Below are 25,473 nucleotides of genomic sequence, written 5' to 3' on the forward strand. Positions count from 1 at the left end.
GGGGACGCTGGAGGCCGATACATCAAAGCAAGAAACGCGTTCGCCGATCCGGCGCACGCGGCGGGCGCAAAAGAGCTCTTCACCAGCCAGTGCCCGCAAAGAACGACCTTGGACGATGGCCTCACCGACGGCTTTGAGGACCATCACTAGTACGGCAGCGACATCGGCGGTTGGCGAGAATCATTGCCATCGGTTGCTGTTCGGGAAGTGAAGTAGCGGGGCATATGTGTGAGGCAGCGTAAGACGGATTATGGGACCATCATTCTACACTGGACGTTCGTGGCAGCCTTCGCCGTTGCGCTGGTCACGGGCTTACGCATTGCGACTGAGACGCCCGACCGGACCTGGATCAACTGGTTCGATGCCGTGCTGCCGCGCGACAGCGTATGGGTCGCCCACATGCAGGCGGCCGTCGTCCTGGTCGCGGTGGCGATCGGCTACGTCGTCTACATGCTCCGCTCCGGCCTCGGGCGCCGCGTCCAGCTCGACAAGGTTCGCCTGCGCGGATTGTTCGGCCGCGGACAGGCCAGGTTGAGCGCCGTGATCGCCCTGATGTACTGGATTTTCTTCGTCACGATGTTCGGTTTGCTGGTCAGCGGCGGCGCGCTCTATTTCGGCTTCTACTCCGGCTACGACGTGGCGATGCTGCATTGGGTGGGGACCTGGGTGATCCTCGCCTTTGTCGTCCTTCATGTCCTGACCCAATACAAGAGCGGCGGCGTCTCGCAGCTGCTGCGCATCTTTCGTCCCGCTCCGCTGCCGGCGCCGCCGCCACGGCTCGATGCCGTCGAGCTTTTGGGCATGCTCGCCAAGCAATCGGCACGCTTGCCGGAATCCGAAGACCCGAAAGCGCCGCCCGAGGTTTCAGCGCACCCACTGCAGCCTCGCGCAGAGGCGCGCCGCGATCGAACGCGTGAGCCGGATCAGACGCCGCGATCCCATCCCGGGCCTTCGAGATCGCGAAACGCGACCCTGCAGGCCAATCCGTTCCTTGTGGCAGCCGCCGCTGCGATCACCGGCGCTTCGCTCCTCGTGGCGACCGATCGTCTGGCGGTGGATGGTGTGCAGATCCGCCGCATCAATCCCGCCGACGCGCCGGTCCTCGACGGCGACACGTCCGATCGGGCCTGGCGCGGGGTCAAGGCGTTCTCGCTATTGACCGGAGAAGGCGGAAATTTCGACGGCAAGGGCGAAACCAGAATCGGCATTCGCGCGGTGCATGATGGCACCTATGCGTATTTCCTCTTCACCTGGGAAGATTCCACGCGCTCGCTAAAACACCTGCCGCTCGTCAAGCAGGCCGATGGATGGCATCTGCTTCATTCCGGCTTTCAGGCTGGCGACGAGCATCGGTACAACGAAGATAAGTTTTCGGTGCTGCTGACCACGTCGGACGTCACGCTGGCCGGCGGGCGAACCTTTCATCCCGGGCCGCAGCCGGTCGCCGGCGCGCCGGCCACCATGAGCGGCCGCGGCCTGCATTATACGGCGACCGGCTATGCCGATGTCTGGCAGTGGAAGGCCACGAGCGGCGCGACCGGATGGATGGACGATACCCATTTCGGGCCGCCGCTGGATCCGACCCCGATGCAGGCGGCAAACGTCGTTCCGTACAAGGGCGGCTTCGCGCCCGACCCGGGCACGGCAAACTACCGGGACAATTTCACCGTCGAGGCCGACACGTCAGGCGGTCCGCGCCGCAGCCGGCTAATCGCTCCGCTGCGCCTGCCCAAAGTCGTCGCCGACACGACGAACGCGATGGGAGATATCGACCTCGATCCCAATCACGGCGAAAGCGACGGCGCGCGATGGTTCATGACCGAGCAGGATTCCGTGCCGTATTCGACCAACCTCGACGCCCGCATCCCAACGGGGACCGTGATCCCGGGCGTCATCCTGGGCGGCGAATTTTCAGGCGACCGCGCCGATATCAGATGCGCAGCCCGCTGGGCTTCCGGCCACTGGGCGCTCGAGGTGAAGCGTCGGCTCGATACCACAAGCCAGTTCGACGTGCCGATCAAAACCGGCATCTTCATGCGGGTCGCCGCGTTCGATCACAGCCAGATCAGACATACGCGGCACGTCCGTCCTATTCGTATCGAGGTGGAATAAATGTCAAGGATTTGCAAAGTCACGATCAACAACGAGCCATTTCTGGCCAATCGCGGCGAGCTTCTGCTCGACTGGGCGTTGATGAACGGGGTCGATCTTCCGCATGATTGCCGTTCCGGAATTTGCGGCGCCTGCCGCGTGCGGCTCGTCGACGGCCAGGTATTCGGCGGCCATAGCCGGGGCGACGACATGATCCATGCCTGCCAGGCCAGAATCGTTTCCGATCTCGAAATTGCGATCGAGCCGGCTCCCGAGCCGGTGGCGCTGTCGGCGGAAGTGGCGCAGACCGTTCAGCTCGCACCTGATGTGGTGGGTGTCGACATCGAGTTGCCGAAGCCGCTCGATTACCTTCCCGGCCAATACTGCAAGCTGCAATTTCAGGGATTCCCGGCAAGGTCCTACAGCCCGACTTATCCGCTGGAAGGCCGGCCCCACGATCGCATCCTGCACTTTCATATCCGAAAGGTCAGGGATGGGCTGGTATCCTCGGCGCTCGGCCACGACATTCGCCCCGGGCACCGCGTCAAGCTGACCGGACCGTACGGCCGCGCCTTTTTCAGGCAAGGCCATGCCGGGCGCATCGTTCTCGTCGCCAGCGGCACCGGTTTCGCCCCGATGTGGTCGGTCGCGGTCGCCGCGATCATGGAGCAGCCCCAGCGCGATATGGTCTTCGTGGTGGCGGCACGGAGCATCCGCTCGCTCTACATGCACGCGGCGCTGTGCCGGCTGGCGCTGTTTCCCAACGTCACGCTGATTCCGATGGTGTCGGAGCCGCAAAACATCTCGCATGCTGTTCGCAGCGGCCGGCCGACCGATCATTTGCCAAAACTCACGCCTGATGACGTGGTCTATACCGCGGGCGCGCCAGCGATGACCGATGCCGTGGCGCGGATTGCAAAGGCTGCGGGCGCCCGATGCTACACCGACCCTTTCGTGGAGGAGCCGCGAAGGGTGGAGCAGGCTGGCCTGATGTCGCGCCTCACCGGCTGGCTCAGCGAGCCCAAAACGGGATCGATCCCGTTGCAGCCAGCGCAACGCGCGGCGCCGATGCCCCGCGGCGTATCCGCAGTTGGCGCAGGTAACCGCTAGCTGATCGCTGCGATGTACCGCTGGACTGACATTTCGAACGCCGGCTTTGCATTCTCGCGGATGTTACGGCCCCACCACGCGCCATAGATGCAATCGAAGGCCAGCGGTTCGACCGCGCGCGCGATCCGGCGGACCGCTGCGGCATTGAGCGGGATGTAATTCGGATAGCTGTACATGAAGCTGAGCGAGCGGCGGTCCAGCGCGACCATCGCGACATCGCCGGTGAGCAATGCGCCCTGCCCTTGCGCACCCGCGCGCCAATGCATCACCGTGGCGCCGGCAAAATGTCCGCCGGTTCGCACCAGCAGGATATCGTCCGAGATCCGGTGGCTGTCGCCGGTCCACGGCACGATGGCCGGATGCGGCCGCGTGACGAAAGCGCTGTCATCACCATGCAGATAGACCGGCACGCCGCCGAACGCATCGCTCCAGTCGGCGACCGCGCCGTAGTAATGCGGGTGCGAAACGGCAATCGCCTTCAGGCCGCCGAGCGAGCGGACGTAATCGATGGCTTCGCCAGTCGCCAGCGGCACGCAATCCCACATCACGCAACCATCCGCATCCCGCACGAGCAGCGCGCGCTGTCCGATCGCAAAACTCGGCTTGAGCACGATGCCGGGAATGCCGAGATCGTCACGCCAGACGAGCTTGTGGCGCTGTGCCAATTCCTCGCGCGTGAGCCACGCCTGTCCGTTCCAGTTCACATATTGCCGCTCGTCCTCGCACACCGGGCACGCCGGCGGCGGCTCGGCACTTTCGGGAAACTGGGCACCACATTGTTCGCAGGTCCATAGCGGCATCGGCATCACTCCTGTCGGCAGGAGTGGTAACGCAAAATGGGAAGTCCGGCCAATGCGAGAGGCGTATCAACAATTAGTAACCGACCGCTGCGCCATCGCTGCGCGGATCGGAACCGCCGCTCAGCATGCCGTTCCGCCGGTCAATCGTGATGCCATGCGCATGGCCGGCCATTTCGTTCCAGGTGTCCCAGCGGTTGATGGTGTGGCCGCGCTGTGCGAGCGCATCGATCGTTTCGGCAGGGAACCGTCCCTCCATATGCAGCGTGTCGCGTGCCTCGCCGAGTGCGAAGCGGCCGGACAGGAATCGCGGCATCTCGATCGCCTCCTGAACGTCGAGACCGAAGTCGATCATGGCCGCATAGAGCTGGAGCTGGATTTGCGGCTGGCCATCAGCGCCCATGCAGCCGAGCGCGCTCCAGAGCTTGCCGTCGCGCTTGGCCATCGAGGCGATCAGCGTGTGCAGCGGGATCTTGCCGGGTTCGAGGCGATTGGGATGGTTGCGATCCAGCGAGAAATACGCACCACGATTTTGCAGGATGACGCCGGTGTTTCCCGCGACCACGCACGCGCCGAATGCGCCATACAGGCTTTGGATCAGCGATGCCGCATTGCCGTGACGATCAATGGCGGCGATATAGACCGTATCGCCGGCGAGGCTGCCGAAGGACGGGACCATGTCCCACTTCAATGCCGATCTCCGGTCGATCAGCCGGCCGCGCAGGTCCGCGTATTCCTTCGATATCAGCCGCTCGACCGGCACGTCGGCAAACGAGGGATCGGCAAGCATCTGATCGCGGTCGTGATAGGCGATCTGCTTGGCCTGCACCAGGAGATGGACATGATCGGGCCCGAGGAAATCCTTTCGGTGCAGTTCATGCGGCTCGACGAGGTTGAGCATTTCGAGCACGGTAAAGCCTTGCGTTGGCGGCGGCGTGTTGAAAACGGTGACATCGCGGTAGCGGCCAACCAGCGGCTCGCCCCAGATGGCCTTCTGCCGGCCGAAATCGGCGAGCCGGAACAGGCCGCCCTTCTCTTTCGAAACGCGCGCCATTTCAGCAGCGACATTACCTTGATAGAAGCCGGACCATCCATCATCCGCGATCGATTGAAGCGTGCGGGAAAGGTATGCATTGGTGAGCTTCGCGCCTGGCTGTGCGGCCGTGCCTTGCGGAAAGAACAGCGCGGCGGCTTCGCAATCCCCAAGCAGATCGTCGCGCATCATCTCGATGAAGCTTGCGAGACGGCCGGTGACCGGAAAGCCGTCGCGGGCATAGCCGATGGCGCCCTCGAGCACGCGCCGCAGAGGCAATCGCCCATGGACATTGTGCGCCTCGATCCAGCTCGCCACCGCGCCCGGCACGGTTAGCGTCGCCGGCACGATTCCCCGCAGCGGGATTTCCTTCAACCCTCGCTGCTCGATCGACGAAAGCGTTGCAGCGGCTGCCGCTTTGCCGCCGCCATTGAGGTAGCGGATTTCGCCGCTGGCGCCGTCGTGAATGAGCCAGAACGCGTCGCCGCCGAGCCCGGTCATGTGCGGATAGACCACCGCGAGCACGGCACTCGTCGCAATCGCGGCATCGATGGCGGAGCCGCCGGCGCGAAGCACGTCGAGGCCAGCCGCGGACGCCAGCGAGTGCGGCGACGTCACCATGCCGTTTGAAGCCAGCGTGACCGGCCGGCCGGTACGAATGTCCAATTCACTCCCCCGAAGATACCGAGCGGTCAGGCGTCCGTCCGGTACGAATCCGCCTGATCAAACAATTGTCGTAGGTGGCCTCGCAGACCTGAGGTGGCGAGACGCCAGCGCAAGACGGGCACGGATTGCGCGGCGACGCCGGTGGAGGTGACAGCGACGCCGGCTGCCGTGAGGAGCTTCCTGCGATTCATGATCAGTCTCCTTGCTTGATGAAAGAAAAAGCAATCCGCGGTCGTCAGCCGCAGCATGAATCCTTGTCGCGGTTGTCCCGGCTGGCAGCGTTGCGGTCGGGCGGCAGGTCCATCGCCGGGTTCTCGGCAAAGAAGCCGTTCGGCTTCAGGGTGAAGCCGACATATTCGACCGGCATCACCGGAAAATCCTCGGGCTTGCAGACATGCGTCGCCCCAAAACTGTGCCAGACCACGATATCCTGGTTCTCGATTCCTCGGTTCTGGGCAATATATTTTGGCAGGCCGTCGCCGCCGGCATGCTGGTTCGGAAACTCGCCGCTCGCGTAGCGCTCGTCGGGCGCATAGCGCGTGACCCAGATATGCTTGGTCGCAAATCCGCCGCGCGAGGTCATGTAGCAGCCCTCCTGCGCCAGCATCGCAGGCGCACTCTGCGCTATCAATTTATACGCCGTCGGACCGCCGACGCTGTTCTTTCTGTTGGGGTTGCTGATCTTCCAGTAGCGCCCGGTCCGGCCATCGGCCTCACGCGCCGCATCGCGCTCGCGCGAGAGCGTTCGGGCCGTGACATCGAACACATTGCCGTATGGGTTGTCCGTACCCCACGGCCGCGGGCGGAATTCGTGTTCGGTGACGGTGTTGCCTTCGCCGTCGAGCATCATGTGCAGGCGGGCATTGAAGAAATGCTGATGGGTTGGGCCGCCGAGATTCTCGGCGACCATGCCGCCCCACGGGTAGTCCTTGCCTGCGGCGACCGCCGCGGTCTGGATGATGCCGGTCAATTTGACTTCGAGCTGGATGGTGCCGTCCTGATAAAAATACCAGAAGAAGCCGTAGTCGTAGTTTCCGACCGTGGTGAAGAAGGAGATGACGAGGCGGCGCGATCGGCGGACCTCAAACGTCTCGTTGCGGAACTCATAATGCTTCCAGAGGATCCCGTAATCCTCTTCATGCAGGCAGATCGCGTTCTTCATGATGCTGGGCTTGCCGTGATCGTCGGCGACCGGCACATCGAAATAATTGATATGGCCGAGGCAGTCGCAGCCGAGTTCGAGCGCGTTGGCGAGCTTGCCCAGCCCATACTCGCCGGCATCGAAAGCGCATTTCCAGAAGTGGTTCGCGGTCGGATCGGCATAGGGCACGATCATGTCGGTGACGCTGGCGCGGTAGATGATCGGCCGTTCGCGCGCACCGTCGCGGAACGATATCTGGTGCAGCACGAGGCCCTCGCGCGCGGTCCAGCCGACGCGGAACGACCAGTTCTGCCAAGCGACCTTCCAGCCCTCGACCGTAAAGCTCGGGCCGTCCTTCTGCACGACATCGAGCGGTTTGACGTCCTTGCGCGTTTGCGGAATCGACGCCCGATCATAGTTGCGCGACTTTTTTGGGATCGGGATAACGTCAGGCTCGTCGACCAGGTGGACGATCCGGTTCTCGATCAGATCGACGAGCGCGACTACGCCTTCGATTGGGTGCGCATAGCCGTTGTCCTTGAGATCCCTACGCCAATAGGACACCGCGCTGACCAGCCTGCGGCCCTTCTCCACCTCGCGGTCGAAATAGCCGGCCGAAAACGGATCGACCTGAACCAGCTCGATGTCCTTGTCATCGAGGCCGCGCCGCTTCATCGCGCGCCGCCAGTCCGCGTCGGCCTTGACGATGTCGCCGACCTTGAACACCTCCTCGATCGTGATCGGCGGCTGGCCGTAAGGATGGGCCTTGGTCGAATACTCGTTCCACGCTGTCACGGACTTTGATTCAAGGTCCACGGTGGCGACATGCGTCGCACCGGTCTTGCAGTCGAACAGGGTGGCGGCGGCCCGGCGTGGCAGTCCGGCCCCTGGCGTCCATCCGAGGACGTCGGACTTGGCGGGCTCTTCGAGTTGCACATGGGTAAATCGCGCGTGCGCACCGAGTCTCTTCTCTTTCTTCAATATTTCGGACGCCAGTGCGACTTCGGCCTCGCTGAGCGGGTCGAGCGGATGATCGGCATCTGTGCCGACAAATGGCTTTGTAGGTATCATATCGGACCGAATTCCCATGGACTGGCCGCAGGTTACGGCGGTCCGAGACGGCGCGTCTTGAATGAACCTGCCACGTCCGGCGCTGGTTTGGGCCTTGCCAGAGCCACCAGTCCTGCGCGACGCTGAGGGCTCATCAACCGGATGTCGTCACGCGATGCCGATCAGCGTCTCCACCGACCCGATCCGTCCGACGGAGCGTCAGGCCTTCTGGACCGAGGCGATCTGCCGGTCTTTCGCCAATATCGAGACCAAGCCGCTCGGGTGCGTCGTCGTCAGCGGCCACTTCGAGTTCGTCGAGATCGGCGGTGCCAAGCTCGTGCGCTTCGACAGCAGCCCGCAATGCTACACCCGCGACGCCAGGCTGGTGAGCCGGGCCGGATCGGACGAATTCATGTTCGATTTCCAGCGGCGCGGGCGCAGCGCGATGGTGCAGGCCGGCAACGAAGGCACGATCGATCCCGGATATGGCGTGCTCTACGATGCACGGCGCCCATTCGAGGATCGGCTGTTCGGTCCCGAACAGCGCGCAGAACTGCTGATCGCGACCGTCCCCGCCGCATCGCTGTTGCGGTCCATTCCCAGCGCGGAGCGATTATGCGCCAGGCCGGTGCCGCTATCCGGGACGGTTGCGCGTTCGATTGCCGCGATGGTCCGCGACGCGATTTCCTTATCCGACGCACCGGCACGACAAGACGAACCCGATATCGTCGCCTATTTGTCGGCCCTGTTGCGTCTCGCCGCAGGCGCCAGCCATCAACTCTCCCGGCCCGACCTGTTCCGCCTGATCGATACCCATCTGAGGACCAATATCGCCGCTGTCCGACCGGTGCCGGCGCTCGCCGCCGAATTCGGCATCTCGGAGCGAACCTTCCACCGCATCTTCGCCGACCGCGAGACCACGTTCGAACGACATGTCCTGCATCTGCGTGCCGAGCTGTTCAAAAACCTGCTGCGGCAGCCTTCGCTGGCAACCGTTTCGATCGCCAGCCTTGCCCATCAGTGCGGCTTCGCCGATGCCGCCCATGCCACGCGCGCGTTCAAGAACAAGCATGGCACCACGCCGCGGGATTTTCGCGCAAGCGTGCCGGTTCGCTTCTAGGATGCGGCCATCGCTTGGCTCGTTTCGTGATAGCTGCGATACCAGGCTGCGAACCTCTGGATGCCGTCCTCGATCGGGGTTGCCGGGCGAAAGCCCACGTCGCGCACGAGGTCATCTACATCGGCATAGGTGGTCGGCACGTCGCCCGGCTGCATCGGCAGCAATTCCTTGTTAGCCTTGCGCCCCAGTTCACGCTCGAGGATGTCGAGCACGAGCATCAATTCCTGCGGCTTGTTGTTGCCAACATTGTAGATGCGCCAAGGAGCGATGCTCGATCCCGGGTCCTGAATTCCGTCCAGCCCAGGCCCGGGCTGCCCGACCTGCGGCGGGCGATCGATCAGGCGGACCAGCGCTTCGGTCACGTCGTCGATATAGGTAAAGTCGCGAAGCATCCGCCCGGCGTTGAACAACTTGACTGGATTGCCGCGAACGATCGCGTCCGCAAACACGAACAGCGCCATGTCGGGCCGATACCACGGGCCGTACACCGTGAAGAACCGCAAGCCGGTGCACGGGATTCCGTAAAGATGGCTGTACGAGTGAGCCATCAGTTCGTTGGCTTTCTTGCTCGCGGCATAAAGACTGATCGGATGATCGACATTGTCATGCACCGAGAAGGGCAACTTCCTGTTGGCCCCGTACACAGACGACGAGGATGCGAACAACAAATGACGGCAGCCGTGGTGCCGGCATCCCTCCAGAACATTGGTGAAGCCGACCAGATTGGCGTCGACATAGGCATGCGGATCCTGCAGCGAATACCGCACGCCTGCTTGCGCGGCCAGATGGATGACAACGGGAAATCGATGGCGCGCAAACAGCGCCGGTATCGCGACGCGATCCGCCACGTCCAATTCTTCAAACTGAAAAGCCGGATCGTTGCGCAGGATCGCGAGCCGAGCCGCCTTCAGTTGCGGATCGTAATATGAATTGAGGTTGTCGAGCCCGACCACGCGATGGCCCGACTGCAGCAACCGCTGCGCCACGTGGAATCCGATGAAGCCCGCGGCTCCGGTTACCAGAATTGCCTGATCCGGCATCATGCGTGCACCCTCCACCAGCCGATGTCATGACGGCTCATGCTTGTCAGTACGCCACCGATTTCGGCCGTCCCACGCCGCAGTACAGAAAGCCGTTTCGCTCCACCTCCTCCGGCGAGTAGATGTTGCGCAGATCGACGATCACGGGGCAGGCCATGATGGTGGACAATTCCTTGAGATCGAGCGCCCGGAACTGCTCCCATTCCGTGACGATGACGAGCGCGTGGCATCCCTTGGCGCATCGGTAAGCGTTGTCGCAAAAGGTGACGTTCTCGAACACCTTCTTTGCCTGCTCCATGCCGACGGGATCGAAAATTCGCACCTCGGCCCCCATGTCCTGCAGTGCCGTGATTAGCGGAATCGACGGCGCATCGCGCATATCGTCCGTATCCGGCTTAAACGTTACACCGAGCACCGCAATGGATTTGCCCCGGATGTTGCCGCCGAACGCGTTCGCCACCTTGCGCGCCATCGCCCGCTTGCGCTGATCGTTGACCGCGACCACCGTTTCCACGATGCGCACCGGCGCTTCATTGTCCTGACCGGTCTTGATCAGCGCCATCGCGTCCTTTGGAAAACAGGAGCCGCCGAAGCCCGGCCCCGCATGCAGGAATTTCTGCCCGATCCGGTTGTCGAGTCCGATCCCGCGCGCGACCTCCTGCACATTGGCGCCGACCTTCTCGGCAAGATCCGCGATCTCGTTGATAAAGGCGATCTTGGTGGCGAGAAAGGAGTTTGCGGCGTATTTCGTCAGCTCCGCGGTGCGGCGGTCGGTATAGAGGATCGGCGAGGCGTTGAGGTGAAGCGGCCGGTACACCTCAGCCATCACGCTGCGGGCGCGCGCATCATCCGTTCCGATCACGATCCGGTCGGGATGCTTGAAGTCGCGGATCGCCGCCCCTTCGCGGAGGAATTCGGGATTGGAAACGACGGCAACTTTGGCGCCGGGATTCTCTTCGCGGATGATGCGCTCGACCTCGTCGCCGGTCCCGACCGGGACCGTCGATTTGGTGACCACCACCGCGTGCTCGGGCAGCGCGCCCGCGATCTCGCGCGCCGCCGCATAGACATAGGAAAGATCGGCGTGGCCGTCGCCGCGGCGCGACGGCGTGCCGACCGCGATGAACACCACTTCCGCATCTCCGACCGCAGATTTCAGGTCGCTCGAAAATGAAAGGCGGCCCTGGCCGACATTTCGCGCCACCAGTTCGGCCAGTCCGGGCTCGTGGATCGGCATCTCCCCGTTGTTGAGGCTCGCAATTTTCTCCGCATTGCTGTCGATACAGACGACCTGATGGCCGAAATCGGAAAAGCACGCCCCTGACACCAGCCCGACATAGCCGGCGCCAATCATCGCTATATGCATTACGGTTCCTGTCTGAGAAGCCGCGCGGCCCAAAGGCCGCGCCGGCGGAAAGGCGGTGAAACGACGAGCTAGCTGCTCAATATCGATTCACCGTCGAGATGACGGGGAAAGAAAAAGAAGTTGTTGACGTAGAACTGTCCATCCTTGCGGCCGCCGTCGGGCCGCAGCGCGTCGGCATCCTGAAGCCTGCGGGAATCGAACTGTTCCACTCCGACCACATCATTGTTCTTCAGGAAGAACCCCCGATAGGATTTATTCCGGAAGAATTCGAACACCAAGCGCGTCGCCTCGGCGCGATGGCGGTCCTCCGCCTCGACCAGGAATACCGGCTGGCAGCGGTCCAGTAGCTCGACGGCGCCGTTCAGCACATTCAACTCGTGGCCTTCGACATCGATTTTCACGAACGCCACATCCTGGTCGATGACAGCGTCGAGCCGCGCGATCGGCACATGGGCTGAAACGACTCTCGCCGGTGAATCGGTTCGTGCCTCCAGCGAGGCAAGGCCGTACACTAAACCGTCTTCGCCTTGCGGGATGAACAGCTCGGCGTCGCCGTCATGATCCGACAGCGCGATCTCGTGGACGCTCACATTGCGCGCCGAGGTTCGGCGCAACAACCTCGCCATCTGCTGCGAAGGTTCGAAGGCATGAACCTGCCGGGAAAGACGCGCCAGCCGCCGTGTGTAGAGGCCGCAGTTTGCGCCGACGTCGACCGTCACGGCGTCGTCGGGAATGACCTTGTCGAGATAGGACAGTTCCCGCTCCGCCGTTTTGGGGCGTTTCATGAAATGCCATTGCAGCCAGATCGAGGGAAACGCATCCTTCACCAATTCCTTGACGTGTTGCTTTGTGTTCATCGCTGCCTCCCTTCGCGTCGCGCGCGCACGCCTCGCCGCGGCGTGCCTCGCCCTCGATGCGGATGCTGCCTCCCACCCCACCACACCTCAAACGCGGTCATAGATATCCTGCACGCGGACGATGTCGTCCTCCCCGAGATAGCTGCCCGACTGGACCTCGATCAGGTTGAGGGGAACCTTGCCGGGATTCTCCAGCCGATGCATGCATCCGAGGGGTACGAAGATCGACTCGTTCTCGCGCAACAGGATTTCCTCGTCATCGCGCGTGACGATCGCAGTGCCGTTCACCACGACCCAATGTTCGGCGCGATGATAATGTTTCTGCAGCGACAGCTTGGCGCCGGGATTGACGGTGATGCGCTTGACCTGAAACCGCTCCCCGGCGTGAATCGACTGATAGTATCCCCAGGGGCGATGGACGCTGTGGGTCTGGGTTGCCGAGCGATGGCCGTTTGCCTTCAGGCGCTCGACCAGCTTTCCGACATCCTGGTCGCGTTTCCGGCTGGTCACCAGCACCACATCCGGCGACGTGGCGATGACGAGATCCTCGACGCCGAGCGCCGCGACCAGTTGCCCGTCGCCGCGCACGTAGCAACCCGAAGCGTCTTCCACTACCGCATCGCCGATCACGACATTGCCGGACGAATCCTTCTCCGCCATCGACCACAGGGCCGACCAGCTTCCGACATCGCTCCAGTCGAACGTGGCGGGAACGACCACGGCGTTATCGGTTTTCTCCATGATCGCGTAGTCCATCGAAATCGATGGACATGCTTCGAACGCGCCTTCCTCGAGGCGAAGAAAATCGAGATCGCGGCTAGCGCCAGTCAGCGCCTTGCGACAGGCGGCCAAAACCTCCGGCGCCCGAAGCGCCAATTCATCGATGAACCGGCGCGCCGGCAGCAGGAATATCCCGCTGTTCCAGACGTGTTCGTCGCAGGCCAAGAGGCGCTCGACCGTCGCCAGATCCGGCTTCTCGACGAAGCTGGCGACGTTACGAATGGGAGAAGCGGCTTCCAGCTCGTCGCCCATCCGGATATAGCCGAAGCCGGTCGCGGCCGAGGAAGGCCGCACGCCGAACAGGACGAATCGGCCGTAACGCGCGGCCGCGATGCCCGTCGATATGGCGGCGCGGAACGCAGCGTGGTCGTGCACCCAGTGGTCGACCGGCATCGCCAGAATCACGGCGTCGGGATCGGCTTCGCTGGCGAGCAGCGCTGCAACCGCAACCGCAGGAGCGGTGTTTCTTCCGAACGGCTCGAGCACGATGGTCGGATGATCGACGCCGACCGCGCGCAACTGCTCGCCGATCGCAAAGCGATGCTCGGCGTTTGCGATCACCATCGGATCGGTAAACAGCGAGCGATCGTCGACCCGTAGCGCCGTTTGCTGCAGCAGGGTGTTCTCGCCGAGCAGCGAGAGCAGTTGCTTGGGATAGGTTTCGCGCGAAAGCGGCCACAGCCGCGAGCCGGCGCCGCCGGACAGGAGAACGGGTACGATACGGCCGCGCGGCTCGATCATCGGCATTGCATGGTCCTTCGATGTTGTGACGTTGAGGTCGTCAGAATCCGCTTCCCGACAGGAATTCTTTGCGGATCGTGCGGATGATGATCATGATGTCCATGCGCAGCGACCATCTCTCGATGTAATCGAGATCGTAATCGATCCGCGAAACCGCGGGACCGAATTCGGCCGTGCTTCCCCTGCAGCCGCTGACCTGCGCGAGCCCGGTAATGCCCGGCCGCGCCGTATGCCGCTGAAAATAATAAGGCACGAGGTGTTCGTAGGGCAGATCCGCCGCCAGCATTCCCGGCACGTGCGGCCGCGGCCCGACCAGCGACATGTCGCCCTTGATCACGTTGATCAGTTGCGGAATTTCATCGAGGCTGGTCTTGCGCAGAATTCGCCCCACCGGCGTCACGCGCGCATCACCCTGCACCGTCTGCCTTACGCCGCGCACATCGCCCGCATCCGCGCGCATGGTGCGGAATTTGTAGATCTTGAAGCGGCGATTTCGGTAGCCATACCGGTACTGAAAGAACAGCACCGGGCCTGGCGACGTCAGCTTTATCGCAACTGCGATAACGATAAGGAGAGGCGCGAAGAACAGCAACGCGCCGCTGGCCGCCGTGACATCAAAGATGCGCTTTGCGATCGACGAGGACGGCTCAGTTCGCGCCCTTCGGCGCGACCGCCGGCGGGCTCGATACGCGCCATGCGTACCACCGCCGGCAAATTCGACAGGACGGACTGAGATCTCAGTTCGCTCTCTTCGAATCGGCGCAACGCTGTTCCGATCGAAGGTGGCTGTCACGATGGAGGCCATGACTCTCCTCTCTGCGGGAACCGGACTATCTGAGTCGAGCAGCTCGGTTGCTCGACAACGAGCGAGACGATTTCGCAGCAGCGAACGTCCGCACTTCGCGGTCGCTAACACTTTCCAGAATCTTGAGCGAAATTTGGCGCGATTGCGAAAGCGATGTCGCATCACGACGGAACTGAATCGTTAACGAGATTTGTGCGACGCGATATTCCGATTTGTTCGGAGACGCTTAGACTCGATTTGCCTGGTTAATGAGCTGCGCGTCGTTCGACGCTGCTATGCATATTCGAAAAGCGCGGAACAAAATCCGTTGTTCGATTCTCGACGTTCAATCGAACAGTGCGGCGTCACTGCGCGGGCAACAAATGGCCGTCACGTCGTTGATTTGAACGAGATTGTTCATCGAAGCTAAAGCGATTGGCCGCAGCCTGACGAACGGCTGTGAGCACGATGGTCGCAGCTTCGGGAAAAACAGAGACGGCAGCGATTCGCGAGCCGTCCACTTTGCGGAACGCTTCCAGGGAGGCGCTCATGATGGCCGAACGTCTGGAGAGCCGTGCGCTGGTGCCGCACGGCACATTGTCGCCCGACCGCAAACTGAGGAACCGCATTCTCATCGCGAACGCGATTGCGTGGATTGTGATCGTGCTGCTGATCTGCCTGCTCTTCTTCTGATCTATTACTTGTGGCTGCATCTCGGCACATGGTGTCATGGATTGACCGGCGCGCGGTTCCATGATCGACATCGCACACCATGCACCGAACGTCTGCGGGAGCTTCACGCTCCGTTAACGCTTCAACGCCTGCCGATACACGCATCTATGCGGTCGGCGACATCCACGGCTGCGCCGATCTGCTGAGCGAGATCATTGCACGCATCGACGAGGACATTAGGCGGAGACCGATCGCGCACACTGTCGAAGTCTATCTCGGCGATTATATTGATCGCGGACCACACTCCAGGACGGTGATCGATCTGCTCACAGTCCGACTCGTGGCCAATCACGCAGTGTGTCTACGCGGCAACCACGAAGCGGTGATGGAAGGATTCCTTCAGGATCCCGCCATCCTGCAATACTGGCTGCAATTGGGCGGCATGCAGACGCTTGCATCGTATGGAGTCGAACTGCAGGATGGAACCGAGACGGCAAGCGATCTGCATCGTCGCTTTCTCGAAGCGTTTCCGCGCACTCACCAACTGTTCATGCAGTGTTTGCGCAATCAATTCAGCTGCGGCGATTTCCTGTTCGTGCACGCCGGCATTCGTCCGGATGTGCCGATCGAGCATCAGGATCCCAACGATCTGATTTGGATTCGCGATGCGTTCCTAGACTCTACACAGGATCACGAACAATTCATCGTGCACGGCCATACGCCGGCGCCGCATCCGGATGTCAGGCATAACCGAATCAATATCGATACTGCTGCGTGGCGGACGGGAACATTGACCTGCATTGCGATTGAAGGATCGACGATTCTCTTTCTGTGACTCCGGCGAGTCTCTTGCTGTGACTCGCATGCAACGTTTCGTTAACGCGTGCGCGCAGATTGGGCACATGGAACTTCGTCTTCACATTCTTTCGCCGTTTTTACTTCCATATGATCCGCGGCTGTTACGTGCATTCATGGAGATGCAGCTATGCAGCAACGGTCGCCCAGCGCCGGCCCGACGCTTCCCTCTCTTCTCTTCGTCCTTGTAGTCGCCGGCATCAGTGCCGGATTTTCGATTCGTGCTTCAGCACAGACGCCACCATCCGCATCGTCTGCGGAGCGTTACATTCTCGGTCCGAACGATCGAATCAGGCTGAAAGTCTACGGTGAACCTGACATCACCGGCGAGTATGAAATCGACAATGGCGGTCAAGTTTCGATTCCGCTCGCCGGTCACATCAAGGCTGCGGGCGCCACAACGCGGCAGCTTGAAAAATCGATAGCATCCGCGCTTGCAAAGGGAATCGTGCGCGATCCGCGCGTCAACGTCGAGATTGCGCAGTATCGCCCGTATTACATTCTCGGCGAAGTGAAGAAGAGCGGGGAGTATCCATATCGCAACGGGTTGACGGTCATGGATGCGATCGCAAGCGCCGGCGGATTCACGTACCGCGCCAACGAAAACAAGGTCTATCTCCGCCGTGCAGGCGCCGGTGCGGAAGAGACCTACCCTCTCGATGCTCCCGTTCCGGTCTATCCCGGCGACAACATTCGGATTCCGGAGCGCTACTTCTAGCGCTTCGGAATTGCAGATGAGGTGATGCCGCTCGTGAGCGGATGATGGCGCGTGTTGCGCTGTTGTCACAGTTCGCGTTTTGCACATGCGAAATATTTTGCGGCGCGAGGAAAACTTTTCTCGGCAAGGCGCGTTGCAAGCGTGCGCATCACTTCAATCTCACAACTCAAAACCTTGCGCCCGCGTACCGAGTAGAGGCCTGCCGTTCTTATGCGCAGTCGACGATCATTATTTGAGCGATGGGCCTCGCCCGATAAGTGTTCGCCGCCTTCGCGTTCCCGCAAGGGATGGGTGATGGGATTCGAGTCTGCATCGCTGAATGCGCCTGAGGAAAGCGGAGAGCGATCGCGTTCCATAGGCGTGCCCGGGCGATGCCGCTTCAAACTGTTGCCCGCTCCGGCGGCGGCCATCCTGCTCGGTCTCGGATCGTCCGCCAATGCACAAGCCATTCCGTGGACCAGCGGAGAGTTTGCTTCACCCTGGAACGCGCAGAAAATCTTTGAACCGTCATCGCTGCCGGACAGGACCGATCCGGACAACCGCGAAGAGATACCGCCCGAGGACATGCCGGTGAAAAAGCGACAACAGCCTGGCTATGAACCCGTCGGTATTCGCGCCGGCTCCTGGATGTTCAACCCGTCGCTGACCGCCGGAACTTTTTACGACAGCAACGTCTTTGCGTCGAACACCGCCCAGCGTTCGGACATCGCGGCCGTGATCGAGCCCACCCTTCGCGCGCACTCATTATGGGGACGGCATGGCGTTGATCTGAAGCTGAATGCGCAGCAGACCGTCTATAACCAGAATTCGAGCCTGAATCAGACCAATGCCAGCCTGAAGGGCAACGGCTGGCTCGACATTACCAAAGACACGATGCTGCTGAGCAGCTTTCAGGTCGCGCATCTGAACGAAGGTGTCGGCACGCTCGGTTCGCCCAGCAACGCCATATCGCCGACGCCGTATAATCTGATGTCCGGCGATGTCACGCTGCGCAGGGAGTTCAACCGGCTGACGACCTCGATCGGCTTCCGCACTGATTCCTACGACTTCCAATCGACGCGCGCGCAGAACGGTAGCGTCATCAACCAGGATGCCCGCGACGGGCAGATCTATTCACTGCACAGCCGGATCGATTATGCGATCTCTTCCACCCTCGGCTGGTTCGGCGGCGTAGAAGGCAATCAGCGCGACATCAGGGGAACGCCGGGCCACACCCTGGATTCGCAGGGCTATCGCGCGCTGTCCGGCATCACCATCGGGCTGAGCAACCTCGTCACTGGCGAATTCGGTGCCGGTTACGTTCAGCAACGTTTCGACGATCCGTCGATCGGCATGATCGAAGGCCCTTCCTATCGCGCGCGGCTGACATGGCGGCCCACGCGCCTGCTCGACGTGCATTTCAATGCCGAACAGCTCGTCACGCAGACCTCCGACACCAGCGCCACTGGCGTGCTTGCGAATGCGGTTCAACTCGGCGTCGACTACGAACTGCGCCGCAATATCATCTTGTCGGTGGCGGGCGGTTACGAGAACGACCGGTTCTTCGGCCAGATCCGCAAGGACAACGTGCTGACGTCCGACACGCGGGTAAAATATCTCGTCAATCGATTCGGCGCCGTTTCCGCCTACTACCGCTACACCAAGCGCGACAGCGACATTCCCGTCTTCAGCTTCGACAAACACCTGGTAGGAATGAATGTTACAGCGCAATTCTGACCTGCCCTATGTGGTCCCCGACGAGCCTCCGGTTCGCGCTGCGGAAAGCTGGCAGTATCCGACCGTCGATCTGCGCGAGATGGGCCGCATCCTGCGCCGTCGCTATAGGCTGGTGGTACTGCCGGTCGCCGTCCTGCTCGGGTTGGCGCTGACCTATCTGACGCTCACGACTACTTTATATACCGCGACGTCGACCGTGCTGGTCGATCCGCGCCGCGCCAATGTCGTCGAGACCAACCAGTCCGTGCTGTCGAATTTCGGCACGGACGATGCAACCATCGAGAGCCAGACGCTGCTGATTCAGTCGGTTGCGATCCTGGTGCGCGTCGTCGGCAAGCTGAAGCTGACGGAGGATGCGGAGTTCAAGCCCAAACCCGGCCTGCTTGATCCGATCAGACGGCTGTTCAGCAACAGCGGGCCGAGTAACGGCGCGAGCCCCGAAGACGCCGCCAGGGCGCGGTCGGTCGAGATCCTTCAGAGACGGATGAAGGTAACGAGGCAGGGCACCACCTTCCTCGTCGACATCGCCGTCAGTTCCGAATCGCCGCAGAAGGCCGCAACCATCGCCAACGCAGTTGCGGACGCCTATTTCGAGGAGCAGGTCCGCGCCAAACACGACGCCACGCGGATTGCCGCGAATTGGCTCAACGGCCAGATCGACGAGTTGAAGTCGCGAGTTGTCGCGTCCGAGAAGGCGGTCGAAGACTTTCGTTCGGCCAACAACCTGATGGTCTCGCAGGGCGTAACCCTCAACGACCAGCAGCTCACCGATCTCAACAACAAGCTGATCGCCGCGCGCGTGCAAACGGCGGAGGCGCGGGCAAAGTACGAGCAGGTCCAGGACATCGCGAGATCAGGCGGCGATCCCGGCGGCATCAACGCGGCCATTTCCTCGGAAATGATCACCAAGCTGCGTACCCAGTATGCCGATATCGCCAAGAACGAGGCGGATCTGTCGAGCAAATACGGCGCGCGTCATCCCCTCGTCGCCAATGTGCGGGCGCAGCGGCGCGACACCCAGAAGCTGATCAACGACGAAATCCGGCGGATACTGGATAGCACGAAGCACGACTATGACGTCGCGCGTTCGCGCGAGGTGTCGCTGCAGCAGAATCTGGACCAGCTCCAGGGCGTGTCCACTTCCTCCGGCCAGGCCCAGGTACGCTTACGCGAACTGCAGCGCGAGGCCGAAGCTAGCCGCACGCTCTACGAATCCTATCTGGCGCGCTCCAAGGAAACCACCGCGCAAGAGAGCCTGGAGATGCCGGATTCCCGGATCGTGACCAAGGCCAGCATTCCGATCAGGCCATCGTCGCCCAAGACGATGCTGATCCTGGGCCTTGCCGTGATGCTTGGCCTCGGCGCCGGCAGCGTGCTCGCATTTCTCACCGACTATCTCGACGGCCGCATCAAGACGCTCGAACAGGCCGAAGCCATTGCGGGCGTGCCGGCCCTTGCCGCAGTTCCGTTGATCGGCACGCGAGAGTTGGCCCGCCTCGCCAAGCGCGGGCGCAGCGAACTCGGCCGCTACGATCCGAAGACCACGAAGCTTCTGCCAGCGCCGCTGCAGCCGCCTTTGACGCGCTACGCGATCGACGAGCCCGGCACGTTCTTCGCGGAGGCAGTCCGCGCGGTCCGCCTCGCGCTGCAACGGACGATGCGATCGCAGCCGGTGAAGGTGGTGCAGGTCACTTCGGCACTCGACAGCGAGGGCAAAACCACGCTTGCCATCAACCTGGCGCAGTCGCTGGCGACCCTCGGCATTCGAACGCTGCTCATCGATGGCGACCTCCGCAATCCACAAGTGACCCGATCCCTGTGTCCGCGCGCCGATGCCGGGCTTCTGGAGGTCGCGATCGGCCAGGTCGCTCCGGAACACGCCGTCCTCGTGGATCAAAGCACCGGGCTCTCCGTGTTGCCGTCGACCAGGATCAAGCAGGTCGAATACATCACGGAGCTGATGTTCTCCGACCGGATCGTCGACGTGCTCGATTATTTCCGCCACCGCTACGAATTGATCGTGATCGACTCGCCGCCGCTGGTGCCTCTGGTCGATGGCCGCGCGCTCGCCGAACTGGCCGATCGCATCATTCTGGCACTGGCCTGGGACCAGACGCCCCGCGAGGTGCTGTCCCATGCCATGGACCTGCTGTCCCCCGTCAGCGACCGGATCATGGGAACGGTGCTGACCCGCGTCGATCTCAGCCGCCTGCAATTCTATGATTATTACCGCAGCTCGGCCTACCTGAAGCCATACGGCACTGCGAGCCTGCATGCCGGAGCGGCCCGGTGAGAGCGCGCGGACCGTTGAACGGAGCTGCCGGTGTCGCACGGGCGCGTCCTCGCCACCCGGCATCACCGGCAGTGCGGGCAGCTTCCCCTATTGGCGGGCATGTCACGAATGCCGACGCGTTCATTGAACGGATCGCGACCGGCTTGATGCTGCTGGCCGTCATGGCGACATTCACGCTCTCGTCGTCCGTGCTGACCAATTGGAAGATCCACTATTTGACGGCGGGTGGAAATTTTTACGAAAAGCTGCACCCGGCAACCTATTTCACGTTGCTGGCATTCTCGCTGCTGCTGATGCGCAGCCGCGGACCGGTCGGCGAGATCAACCGGATGTTTTCCGAATCGAAGCTGCTGCTGGCCTATCTGCTCTGCTGGCTGTTTCTGCTGGTCCAAGTCATCGTGCTCGGCCGCCCGTTCACGGTCATCATCGACACGTTTCTGCTGCCGATCCTGATCGCGATGGTAATGTGGCAGTTGTCGCCGGCGCAACGGCGCCCGCTGGCCTGGGCCATTCACCTGACGATCCTGCTGAATGTCGTGCTCGGATATTATGAGTATTTCTCCGGCCATCGGCTGATCCCGCTGACGCTCGGCGACATCGTGGTGATGGGCGAATGGCGCTCCGCGGCACTGCTGGGTCACCCGCTCACGGCATCCGGTATCGTCGGCGCCTACGTGCTGGCGCTGGCGCTTCGTCCGGCGATTTGTCCACCAATCCTGCTGCGGCTGCCCTTGATCGCATTCTGCCTGGGATCGCTGATGGCCTTCGGCGGCCGAACGGCGCTGGTCACGGTCCTTGGAGTCCTCGGGCTGATCGGAGCTTTCGAGGCGCTCCGTCTGATGCGCGGAAAGCGAACGCAGCTTCCCGCGGCCATCCTGGCCATCTGCGTTCTGTTCGCTGCCGGTGCCATCATATTCGCCGCGCTTGACCTCGGCATTTTCGACAAGATGCTGCTGCGCTTCTCTTCCGATAAGGGCAGCGCGTTGGCGCGCTTTGCCACCTTCAACCTGCTCTCGCACTTCGATTGGCACGAACTGATCCTCGGCCCCAATCCGGTCCGGGTGAATGCGCTGCAGTCGCAACTCGGCCTCAACTATGGCATCGAGAACTTCTGGATTTCCGCCATCGTCCAGTTCGGACTCATCCATACCGTCGTCCTGACGATCGGATTGATCTGCTTCTTCGTCGAATTGCTGCGCCGTTCGAGCGTCGCCGTGTGGGCCACCGTGCTGCTGATCATCGTCATCGCCGCGAGTTCAGTGAGCTTCTCGTCGAAGAACATTCAGCTCGCGCAATTCGTGATCCTCATTTCGGTCCTGCTGCCGCGCGAGCAGCGGCGCATCGCCGCGTCCCCGCAAGTCCGCGCGCCTGTCACCTACCGGTCCGTTCCGGCATAACTTTAGGATCCACTTTCGTATGGCCATCTACGTCGACAACACCCACCTTGGACGCCACGTCACCGGTCTCGAACGAATTACGCTGGAGCTGTTCTCCGCCGCAGCGCTTGCGCCGCTCGAGGTCGTGCCGGTGACGGCGAAGGGTCTTCGCCAGATGCTGACGACGCAGACCCTGGGTCTGCCGATGCGGCTCGCCGCGTCGTCCTCGATCCTGCTCTGTCCCGGCTTTCCGCCCAGTCCGCTGCTGCGCCCGTTCGCATCGCGGGTGCTGCCCTATATCCACGATGATTTCCTGATCACGCGGCGCGCCGAGCTCAACATGCGGGCGCGGCTTTACATGGCCGGCCCCTTCAAGCTCGCGCTGCGCCACTATCCGCGCTTTCTAGCCAACTCCGGCGATACCAGGCGCAAACTTGCCGCGCATTGCCGGTCCGATGCCGAAGTGACGCTCTATCGGCCGGCGGTGCGCAATGTGTTTGACCTCGATCCCAAACAGCGCGGCGAACGCAGCGCGCAGCCGCGACCACTTCGGCTGATCGCGCTCGGCACGGTGGAGCCGCGCAAGAATTTTACTGCGGCGGCGAAGATCCTCGACGCGTTACGCATGCAGGGATTTCCGGACGCTACGCTGGAGATCGTCGGACGGCCGGGATGGGGTAACGACTGGCAAGCCCTCGAGCGGCAACCGGGCGTAACGTTGCACGGATATCAGTCTACTGACCGGGTCAATCAGTTGCTTGACGCGGCCGACCTGTTCATCTGCACCTCCCATGACGAAGGTCTGGGATTGCCGCTGCTGGAGGCGCAATACGCCGGCCTGCCGATTATCGCCCCCGATGCTTCCATCTTTCGCGAGGTGCTCGGCGAGTCCGGCATCTACATCGATACCGCTGATCCTGCTTCGGCGGCCGCGCGGATCGCGGCTGCGCTTTCGAACGAGGAATGGCGCGCCCGATACGTGGCGCAGGCAGTACGGAATCTGGCGCGCTGGAACGATCTCGCCCGCAGTGACCGCGAAAATGTCATCAGCCTGATTGCCCGCCTTGCTCACCTCCAGGGAAGCGCTACTCCGGAGTACCGCCGTCTTGCATGACACCAGCGCCACCAGGCATCAGGATGGATTGCGGATCATTGCGGCCGGCGCCGTGGTGATCCTTCACTATTCCGATTACTTCAAGGACCTGCCCATCGGCCGTTTCATGGTCGCGCACACCTGGCATTTCAATTTGTTCGTGGACCTGTTCTTTGTGGTCTCCGGCTTTGTCATCGCCCGTCAATATTTCGACCGCGTCGACAATGCCGCATCGATCGGCCGCTTCCTGTGGCGTCGCCTCGCGCGCATCTACCCGCTACATCTCGCCACGCTTGCGTTCTATGTGGCGCTTGCCGGCGCACTCCATTTCGGCGCTGCCCGGACGGACAACCCGGCCCGTTACCCGCTTTCCGATCTGCCGGCGCAGTTCCTGCTGCTTCATGCATTTGTCGGCGAGCGCCTGACGTTCAACTTCCCGAGCTGGTCGCTCTCGGCGGAGATGTTCTGCTATCTGCTTTTTCCGCTGGTCGCGCTGATTGCGCAACGCCGCAAGGAGGCGGTCATCGCGCTCGTGGTCGTTGCCGCTCTCGCCAATTCCCTTTGGGCATCGGCTCTCGGAACGGCGCCGTGGGCCGACTGGATCAACCAGGGCGGCGCCTTCCGGGCGCTGCCTGCCTTCAACCTCGGCATGGCCTGCTATCTGTTTCGCGACCGGATCGCCCGTTGGCCCGCGATTCCGGGCGCGCTGGCAGCGTCGCTGGCGGCCTTTATCGTGCTCGGCTCTTTGCTGCCGACGATGACCGCGCTGCTTGCGATCTACGCCATCGCGATGCTTGCGATTCAGGCCGACTGCGCCGGGCGTGAGACGCTGCTGTCGCGGCTCGGCTTCGATCGCTGGTCGGCGCTGACCTACTCCTGTTACATGCTGCACATCCCGGTTGCGACCGTCGTCATCACCCTTGGATCGCGCCTGTTCTCCTTATCGGAGCATGAACGACTGATTCTGGCGCCGGTAGCGATCATCGTTCTTGCATTCGCGAGCGTCGTCTCGCTGCGCACGTTCGAAACGCCGCTGCGGCGATATCTGACCGAGGCTTACGACCGCCGCGCCCTCAAACATGTGCCGTCTCCAGCGATCTCGCGGCAGGAGAGCACATGATGACGGTCGTCGAACGCATATCAGCAAACCCGCCATCTCTGAGCGTCTCGCGCTCAACGGCCCAAATCCGCGATGGCGTCGTCGACACCATGCGCGGCATCGCCATTCTGATGGTGATCGGCATCCATTCGCTGCCGCAGCCGCTCGACGCCATCTGGGCAAAATCACTTGATGCAGCGCTGCGGCCCTGCGTGCCGGTGTTCCTGTTCGCTTCCGGATATCTCACGGCGCTTTCCGGCCGCGTGCCGCTGGCAAAGCGGTTAAAGGCAGCCCTGGTCCCTTACGCGATCGCGTTCACCGCCGCCTACGTCTACATGGCGCTGCATAATCCGGCGATGGACCATCGCATCGGCACGACGCTCGCCAGGTTCGGGCTGGGATATGTGTTCGTCTATTATTACGTCTTCGTCTATGTCTGCTGCACGCTCGGTCTGTGGCTCGTCTTTGCCGCTGGCGGGGACGGACAAACCGCTTCAAGGCAGCGCATCGCGACTCTGCTACTGCTATCGATCGGCTGCGGCTTGCTTGCCGGCAGTTATCTCGACCCCGCCATGTCCAGGCTCGGCGCGTCGGACGCACTGCTCGACGAAATCCGCATGCGCGACATTCCGTTCTGGTTCTCGTTTGCCGCGCTTGGCGCGCTGACCGCGATGTTCGCAAGTCCAACCGATCAGAGCATGCGGCGCTCGCTGCTTGGCGCCATGGCGGCGGCCTACCTGGTCTATGCCGCCGTTCGCATTCTCAACCTCGGCGACGCCGCCACTTACGATTCGACCGCGTTCTTCCTCTATGCGGCCCTGTTCTGCATTTCACTGTTCGCGATCCAGCCGAAATTCCCGCTGCTCGGCTGGATAGGCTCCGGCAGCTACTTCATCTATCTCTGGCACATCTTCGTCGTGATGGCGCTGCGCGATCATACCGTGCTGCGCCAGCTCGGCGGTGTCGCCAGCTTTGCCGTTTCCTGCATCCTGACCGCCCTCGTCTCTACCGCAGCGCTGCTCGCCGTCCGGCAACTCGCCTCGCCCCGAATCTGCCGCTGGCTGGGGGCTTGAGC

The 25,473-nt window shown here is 62.2% G+C and carries 23 protein-coding genes; 12 read left to right on the forward strand and 11 right to left on the reverse strand.

What is annotated here, in order from left to right:
• The first annotated feature begins 228 nt into the window (after window positions 1–228).
• Entirely contained in the window at window positions 229–2,112 is a 1,884-nt protein-coding gene (locus IVA95_RS10655; protein ID WP_247510432.1) for an ethylbenzene dehydrogenase-related protein, read from the forward strand.
• A complete protein-coding gene (locus IVA95_RS10660; protein ID WP_247510433.1) occupies window positions 2,113–3,201 on the forward strand; it encodes a 2Fe-2S iron-sulfur cluster-binding protein in 1,089 nt (362 codons plus the stop codon).
• Here IVA95_RS10660 and IVA95_RS10665 read toward each other — a convergent pair.
• From IVA95_RS10665 to IVA95_RS10680, 4 genes are all read right to left on the reverse strand, one after another.
• Window positions 3,198–4,001 carry an MBL fold metallo-hydrolase gene (locus IVA95_RS10665; protein ID WP_247510434.1) on the reverse strand — a complete coding sequence of 268 codons (804 nt, stop codon included), beginning with the start codon at window positions 3,999–4,001 and terminating at the stop codon, window positions 3,198–3,200. The two genes, IVA95_RS10660 and IVA95_RS10665, sit on opposite strands and share 4 nt — an antisense overlap.
• A 73-nt stretch (window positions 4,002–4,074) precedes the next feature.
• Window positions 4,075–5,697 (reverse strand): gamma-glutamyltransferase, encoded by a 1,623-nt coding sequence (gene ggt / locus IVA95_RS10670; RefSeq protein WP_247510435.1) that lies wholly within the window; start codon window positions 5,695–5,697, stop codon window positions 4,075–4,077.
• A 26-nt stretch (window positions 5,698–5,723) separates the two neighbouring features.
• Entirely contained in the window at window positions 5,724–5,888 is a 165-nt protein-coding gene (locus IVA95_RS10675; protein WP_247510436.1) for a hypothetical protein, read from the reverse strand.
• A gap of 44 nt (window positions 5,889–5,932) precedes the next feature.
• A complete protein-coding gene (locus tag IVA95_RS10680) occupies window positions 5,933–7,909 on the reverse strand; it encodes a primary-amine oxidase (RefSeq protein WP_247510437.1) in 1,977 nt (658 codons plus the stop codon).
• Between the two features lie 154 nt (window positions 7,910–8,063).
• On the opposite strand from IVA95_RS10680, the gene IVA95_RS10685 reads away from it, so the two are divergent.
• The gene (locus IVA95_RS10685) at window positions 8,064–9,008 is read left to right on the forward strand and encodes a helix-turn-helix domain-containing protein (RefSeq protein ID WP_247510438.1); all 945 of its coding nucleotides are present in this window, start codon (window positions 8,064–8,066) and stop codon (window positions 9,006–9,008) included.
• Here the strand turns inward: IVA95_RS10685 and IVA95_RS10690 are convergent.
• The 6 genes from IVA95_RS10690 to IVA95_RS10715 all read right to left on the reverse strand — a co-directional run bounded on the left by IVA95_RS10690 (window position 9,005) and on the right by IVA95_RS10715 (window position 15,127).
• On the reverse strand, window positions 9,005–10,048 hold the full coding sequence (locus tag IVA95_RS10690) for an NAD-dependent epimerase (protein WP_247510497.1): 1,044 nt from the start codon (window positions 10,046–10,048) through the stop codon (window positions 9,005–9,007). The two genes, IVA95_RS10685 and IVA95_RS10690, sit on opposite strands and share 4 nt — an antisense overlap.
• Before the next feature lie 46 nt (window positions 10,049–10,094).
• Window positions 10,095–11,414, reverse strand: coding sequence for a UDP-glucose/GDP-mannose dehydrogenase family protein (locus IVA95_RS10695; RefSeq protein WP_247510439.1), 1,320 nt, complete (start codon window positions 11,412–11,414; stop codon window positions 10,095–10,097).
• Between the two features lie 68 nt (window positions 11,415–11,482).
• Window positions 11,483–12,271, reverse strand: coding sequence for an FkbM family methyltransferase (locus tag IVA95_RS10700; protein ID WP_247510440.1), 789 nt, complete (start codon window positions 12,269–12,271; stop codon window positions 11,483–11,485).
• Between the two features lie 87 nt (window positions 12,272–12,358).
• The gene (locus tag IVA95_RS10705) at window positions 12,359–13,792 is read right to left on the reverse strand and encodes a mannose-1-phosphate guanylyltransferase/mannose-6-phosphate isomerase (protein ID WP_247510498.1); all 1,434 of its coding nucleotides are present in this window, start codon (window positions 13,790–13,792) and stop codon (window positions 12,359–12,361) included.
• Window positions 13,793–13,832: 40 nt separating this feature from the next.
• The gene (locus tag IVA95_RS10710; protein ID WP_247510441.1) at window positions 13,833–14,597 is read right to left on the reverse strand and encodes a sugar transferase; all 765 of its coding nucleotides are present in this window, start codon (window positions 14,595–14,597) and stop codon (window positions 13,833–13,835) included.
• Window positions 14,598–14,941: 344 nt separating this feature from the next.
• Window positions 14,942–15,127 carry a hypothetical protein gene (locus IVA95_RS10715; protein WP_247510442.1) on the reverse strand — a complete coding sequence of 62 codons (186 nt, stop codon included), beginning with the start codon at window positions 15,125–15,127 and terminating at the stop codon, window positions 14,942–14,944.
• Between the two features lies 1 nt (window position 15,128).
• Between IVA95_RS10715 and IVA95_RS10720 the strand changes: the two genes are divergently transcribed.
• The 3 genes from IVA95_RS10720 (at window position 15,129) to IVA95_RS10730 (ending at window position 16,821) form a co-directional block, all read left to right on the forward strand.
• Entirely contained in the window at window positions 15,129–15,269 is a 141-nt protein-coding gene (locus tag IVA95_RS10720) for a hypothetical protein (RefSeq protein ID WP_247510443.1), read from the forward strand.
• 79 nt (window positions 15,270–15,348) lie between these two features.
• Entirely contained in the window at window positions 15,349–16,083 is a 735-nt protein-coding gene (locus IVA95_RS10725) for a metallophosphoesterase family protein (RefSeq protein ID WP_247510444.1), read from the forward strand.
• Window positions 16,084–16,233: 150 nt separating this feature from the next.
• Complete coding sequence (locus IVA95_RS10730; RefSeq protein ID WP_247510445.1) at window positions 16,234–16,821, forward strand: polysaccharide biosynthesis/export family protein; 588 nt, start codon at window positions 16,234–16,236, stop codon at window positions 16,819–16,821.
• 65 nt (window positions 16,822–16,886) lie between these two features.
• Here IVA95_RS10730 and IVA95_RS10735 read toward each other — a convergent pair whose 3' ends face one another.
• Window positions 16,887–17,177 (reverse strand): hypothetical protein, encoded by a 291-nt coding sequence (locus IVA95_RS10735; RefSeq protein WP_247510446.1) that lies wholly within the window; start codon window positions 17,175–17,177, stop codon window positions 16,887–16,889.
• Between the two features lie 31 nt (window positions 17,178–17,208).
• Here IVA95_RS10735 and IVA95_RS10740 point away from each other — a divergent pair, with 31 nt between their 5' ends.
• The 6 genes from IVA95_RS10740 to IVA95_RS10765 all read left to right on the forward strand — a co-directional run bounded on the left by IVA95_RS10740 (window position 17,209) and on the right by IVA95_RS10765 (window position 25,471).
• Entirely contained in the window at window positions 17,209–18,537 is a 1,329-nt protein-coding gene (locus IVA95_RS10740) for an outer membrane beta-barrel protein (protein WP_247510447.1), read from the forward strand.
• Window positions 18,518–20,830 (forward strand): AAA family ATPase, encoded by a 2,313-nt coding sequence (locus IVA95_RS10745; RefSeq protein ID WP_247510448.1) that lies wholly within the window; start codon window positions 18,518–18,520, stop codon window positions 20,828–20,830. The genes IVA95_RS10740 and IVA95_RS10745 overlap by 20 nt, the downstream gene beginning before the upstream one ends.
• A gap of 71 nt (window positions 20,831–20,901) precedes the next feature.
• A complete protein-coding gene (locus tag IVA95_RS10750) occupies window positions 20,902–22,227 on the forward strand; it encodes a VpsF family polysaccharide biosynthesis protein (RefSeq protein WP_346657992.1) in 1,326 nt (441 codons plus the stop codon).
• Between the two features lie 19 nt (window positions 22,228–22,246).
• Window positions 22,247–23,320, forward strand: a complete 1,074-nt coding sequence (locus tag IVA95_RS10755; RefSeq protein ID WP_247510450.1) for a glycosyltransferase — start codon at window positions 22,247–22,249, stop codon at window positions 23,318–23,320.
• Complete coding sequence (locus IVA95_RS10760) at window positions 23,313–24,419, forward strand: acyltransferase (protein ID WP_247510451.1); 1,107 nt, start codon at window positions 23,313–23,315, stop codon at window positions 24,417–24,419. The genes IVA95_RS10755 and IVA95_RS10760 overlap by 8 nt, the downstream gene beginning before the upstream one ends.
• Window positions 24,419–25,471 carry an acyltransferase gene (locus IVA95_RS10765; RefSeq protein ID WP_247510452.1) on the forward strand — a complete coding sequence of 351 codons (1,053 nt, stop codon included), beginning with the start codon at window positions 24,419–24,421 and terminating at the stop codon, window positions 25,469–25,471. Before IVA95_RS10760 ends, IVA95_RS10765 begins: the two co-directional genes overlap by 1 nt.
• The last annotated feature ends 2 nt before the right edge of the window (window positions 25,472–25,473 follow it).

It is taken from the genome of Bradyrhizobium sp. 157 (genome assembly GCF_023073815.1).
GTDB lineage: Bacteria > Pseudomonadota > Alphaproteobacteria > Rhizobiales > Xanthobacteraceae > Bradyrhizobium.